The 3,403-nt window shown below is 49.9% G+C and carries 7 protein-coding genes; all 7 read right to left on the bottom strand.

The window, feature by feature from the left end; all coding sequences use genetic code 11:
* Nucleotides 1-121 precede the first annotated feature (121 nt).
* Nucleotides 122-661 carry a phage major tail protein, TP901-1 family gene (locus V7Z60_RS09375; protein WP_334117550.1) on the bottom strand — a complete coding sequence of 180 codons (540 nt, stop codon included), beginning with the start codon at nt 659-661 and terminating at the stop codon, nt 122-124.
* Between the two features lie 21 nt (nt 662-682).
* Nucleotides 683-1,081: a hypothetical protein gene (locus V7Z60_RS09370; protein WP_334117549.1), complete on the bottom strand. Its 399-nt coding sequence runs from the start codon at nt 1,079-1,081 to the stop codon at nt 683-685.
* Nucleotides 1,071-1,424, bottom strand: coding sequence for an HK97-gp10 family putative phage morphogenesis protein (locus V7Z60_RS09365; RefSeq protein WP_334117548.1), 354 nt, complete (start codon nt 1,422-1,424; stop codon nt 1,071-1,073). Before V7Z60_RS09365 ends, V7Z60_RS09370 begins: the two co-directional genes overlap by 11 nt.
* On the bottom strand, nt 1,417-1,725 hold the full coding sequence (locus V7Z60_RS09360; protein WP_334117547.1) for a hypothetical protein: 309 nt from the start codon (nt 1,723-1,725) through the stop codon (nt 1,417-1,419). Before V7Z60_RS09360 ends, V7Z60_RS09365 begins: the two co-directional genes overlap by 8 nt.
* Nucleotides 1,715-2,104 carry a phage head-tail connector protein gene (locus V7Z60_RS09355; RefSeq protein ID WP_334117546.1) on the bottom strand — a complete coding sequence of 130 codons (390 nt, stop codon included), beginning with the start codon at nt 2,102-2,104 and terminating at the stop codon, nt 1,715-1,717. Before V7Z60_RS09355 ends, V7Z60_RS09360 begins: the two co-directional genes overlap by 11 nt.
* 14 nt (nt 2,105-2,118) lie before the next feature.
* The gene (locus tag V7Z60_RS09350; RefSeq protein WP_334117545.1) at nt 2,119-2,967 is read right to left on the bottom strand and encodes a N4-gp56 family major capsid protein; all 849 of its coding nucleotides are present in this window, start codon (nt 2,965-2,967) and stop codon (nt 2,119-2,121) included.
* Between the two features lie 100 nt (nt 2,968-3,067).
* A partial coding sequence (locus tag V7Z60_RS09345; RefSeq protein ID WP_334117544.1) for a capsid assembly scaffolding protein Gp46 family protein occupies nt 3,068-3,403 on the bottom strand: 336 nt, incomplete at its 5' end.

The raw sequence follows: 3,403 nt of genomic DNA, 5'->3' as shown, positions 1-3,403 counted from the left end.
ACGAATGAATGCCATGCCGAAAATAAGCTGCGTATCTTTGCCGTTGATTTTCAATTCCATTTTTTATTCCTCCTATAAAAAAAGCCGGCTATACGAGATAGCCGGTTATGTTGTTATTTAGCTAGTCTGCGGCACCTACGCCGTTGTCTCCGTTTGTGCCGTCATTTTTAAGCAAGCCCTGGAAAATGTAGTTAACCTGGTCACGCAATCCGTCCGGAATCTTTGTGTAGCCTTCCTTTGGCTCGCCATCAACGGCAATCGTAAATTCTCGCGTGCCGTTGTCGTCAGGATCGCCACTGTATGAATCCTTGGAAACACGGCCGCGCATGTAGTTTGCCAGTACCTTCTTGCCGGTTGAATCGAGCCGGTCAAGCTTGACGAACCAAAACTCCAATTGTGTTTTATTGACAAGCGATTCCTTGAGCATGTCAATCACGGGTGACGTTGAATCTAATGTTTCGAACGAAAAGTCCGTGCTGAGACTGCCCACCTTCGAAACACTCCCTGATTTAGTTGATGTACTGTCACTGTCACGTGACAATTCGAAATCAGTAGACGTCAAATAGGGCACAAGCTGTGCATCCTCCGTCTTGGCCTTGTCAAGCTGGCGTACCATGACGACACCTTCAAAGCCCTGAAGAATCTTCAATTCATCTGCCATCTGATCATATCCTTTCTAGTGTTAAATTTGTCTGAATTCTAACGTCAGCGCCCCACGGTGGTATATCGTGTTCGGGACACTGGTGTCAAGAAGCATCTGTTTCTGCTGAGTGTTAAAAGACGCATAAAAGCGGTAGTTATCCGTGCTGATTATGCCCGGTTTGATAAGACTGTAGATTTTCTCTGCAATGTCGGCCACTTCAAGACGCTGTTTTTTCGAGCCCCATACGTCGATGTTAATCGTGTACGTACCACCGACGCGCAGTTTGGTGGCCGTACTGACCATCTGCACGTTGCCCACACAAATGATAGGGTAATCGACCTTCTCATCTTCACCTGGCAGATAGTCATACGTAGCGTCAGGACGGATTTCCAGGCATTTTGTGTAAAAATAGTCATACAGTTCCTGTTCAGGTGCCATTGAATCCCTCCTTTACCGCTTTTTCAAGGTCGTTTTTGAAAATCTGTTTTTGAACGTCGAAAGCGGGCTCCACCGCCGGCTCAGGCGCCATAAAACGTGTACCCTTTTCAAGGTACATGATGTAGTCTGTGTTGACAGTGACACGTCCTTCCGTTGACTTGACCTGCAGTGTTGTCTGACGTGACGTGTTGATGTAGGCTTTGCGTTCATTGTTGATTGTACGGCTGTGCAACTGCACGGTGTTCTTCTTAATGGCTTCACGGATCCGGCGCTTGTCAGCCGCCTTTTCAAGGGCTTTGACCAGCTCCTTGTCTCCGGTCCACTCAATCGTAACCCTAGCCATGACGCTCACCTACAATCAACGTTGTGCCATGTGTCAGGTCACGCTTTGTGACCGCAACGTATTCTGTCTCGCTGTCGTCGATGGTCAGATATGACCACCCGTCAGACACGGGACTGAGCAGTCGAACAGCCTTGTTTGCAGTTTTCACGTCGCCGAAAACTGCAGCGCTCCGGCTGGTGCCGACGTCTGTAATGTTGGCAGGTGTAACGGCCACCCGTGTCTTGCCGCCGACATATCCCTTGCCCGGCACGTAATGCTCGGCCGATTCGCTCCAGAAACGGACTGTACGGTCAAACCTCATGGCCATCACTCCTTCGGTATGGATCAACAAACATTGCTTTTCCGAGTGTTCTTGCCGACTTGCCGTTCTGGTCTTTCCAGTCGTCAATGTCGTCCTGAAACTCATCAAAATCATTTGCGCTGAATGTAATCGTTTCGCCCTCCTGTGCATATGACGCCATTCCTTCGTTTTTAAGGCGGTTAAACCGCTTGACGCATACTTCAAGGGGAATGTAATCCAAAGCGCCAGGGAACGATTCTGACGCTTTGAGACCCAGCTTGAAGCGTGACATCTGCACAGTACTGCGAACGATAAGGCCGAGCAATGCATCTGAACTGTCATTGCCCAACCCTAAAAGCAGTTTCAAGTCGTCAAGCGCAACAACTGTTTCATTTTCCATCACTCAGCCCCTTTCTAGTGCGAGCCTTCAGACGGTGCTGCTGAAGCCTTGATTGTAGCGACAACGACCTTGGAATCGTTGTACAAGTATGCCGCATAGTGTTCGTCGGCAGTGATGGTGGTCAGTTTCTTGACGATATCGCGCGATGTTTCGACCTGGACGCCACGCTTCATAAAGAGCTTCAATGGCGGCATCCGCTGATTGAGCTTGAGCAAAATGCCTTCTGTGTCGGCAAGCTTGTTGGTCTCGACAATCTGCACGCCTTCAACGGCATAACGCGTGTTGGCAATTACGGCATTGGCGCCAACATCAGAGCCAGCCATCTGTTTCTGTGCGTCACGACGGAGTTTCATTGCGTTCTTTTTGTTGACCACGAAAACAACCTGTGAATCGTCGGAATCGTCCGGGAAGACGGCAAGCGCCGTCTCAAGCCCGTCAACAGTCATCTCAATGTCCGTTACTTTCTGCTTGCCTGCTTTAGCAGCCGTCAGCAGGTCGTCGTCAATCTTGTTGGCAAGTGCAAGTCCGAGCTGACGATTGGATTCGCCAATAGGGTCGCCATAGCCCGACAGTACCGCTTCATCAGTGATCTGCGTACCTTTGCCGGCCTTCTTGACCTTGACAGATGCGGTTGTTGTTCCGAGCTTGTCGAGCGGGATTGCCACACCTTCTGCGATATCCTTGGCATCGCCGATATACGTGTACTTTGGCATTTTGACTGTATCGCCCGGCTGGCCGACAAGAGTATTGTCCACCTGTGCAAGCGGTGTGAAGCGAAGCGCCTTTTCCAATTCGTACTGAACAATCGGCGCATTGACTTCCGGGTTTACCAAGTCTGCAATTTGTGTAAGTGTATCTGTCATAGTTATTTACCCCCTGTGGTTAGTTTTTTGAAAAGTTCCGGATTGTCACGGTAGAGCTTGACGCGCTCGGCCTGGTTCATGCGCATGAACTGTTCCTGCGTCACTTCTCTGACCGTTTTGCCGGACATACGCGGCGTGTGGCCTTTACGGAATTCCTCACGCACAGACTCCTTGACTGATTCCGTGTAATCGATGAAACCTTGACATTAGTGTATGTCGTATCAGCGTTGTCCGAAACAAGGAAGCCGAGAACGTCAGACGGGACCGACAGACCGGAACCGCGAAGAACCTGATCTGTTTCGTCAAGCGCTTTGCGGTGCGCAATCTGTGCTTCGAGTTCCGCGATTCGCTTGTCCTTTTCGTCTGTATCCTTTCTGGCCTTATCCTTGTCGGACAGTTCCTTGACTGATTTACCGGATTCAAGCTGCTTAATCTT

It is taken from the genome of Ligilactobacillus sp. (assembly GCF_036846325.1).
In the GTDB taxonomy this organism is placed as follows: domain Bacteria; phylum Bacillota; class Bacilli; order Lactobacillales; family Lactobacillaceae; genus Ligilactobacillus.
The sequence above is the reverse complement of the archived record's forward strand: the minus strand, read 5'-3'. Positions and strand labels throughout refer to the sequence as shown.

Coding starts and splice junctions, on each gene's coding strand:
- V7Z60_RS09365 (WP_334117548.1), bottom strand. CDS start 1,424: ATGGCTAGGGTTACGATTGAGTGGACCGGAGACAAGGAGCTGGTCAAA.
- V7Z60_RS09370 (WP_334117549.1), bottom strand. CDS start 1,081: ATGGCACCTGAACAGGAACTGTATGACTATTTTTACACAAAATGCCTG.
- V7Z60_RS09350 (WP_334117545.1), bottom strand. CDS start 2,967: ATGACAGATACACTTACACAAATTGCAGACTTGGTAAACCCGGAAGTC.
- V7Z60_RS09355 (WP_334117546.1), bottom strand. CDS start 2,104: ATGGAAAATGAAACAGTTGTTGCGCTTGACGACTTGAAACTGCTTTTA.
- V7Z60_RS09375 (WP_334117550.1), bottom strand. CDS start 661: ATGGCAGATGAATTGAAGATTCTTCAGGGCTTTGAAGGTGTCGTCATG.
- V7Z60_RS09360 (WP_334117547.1), bottom strand. CDS start 1,725: ATGAGGTTTGACCGTACAGTCCGTTTCTGGAGCGAATCGGCCGAGCAT.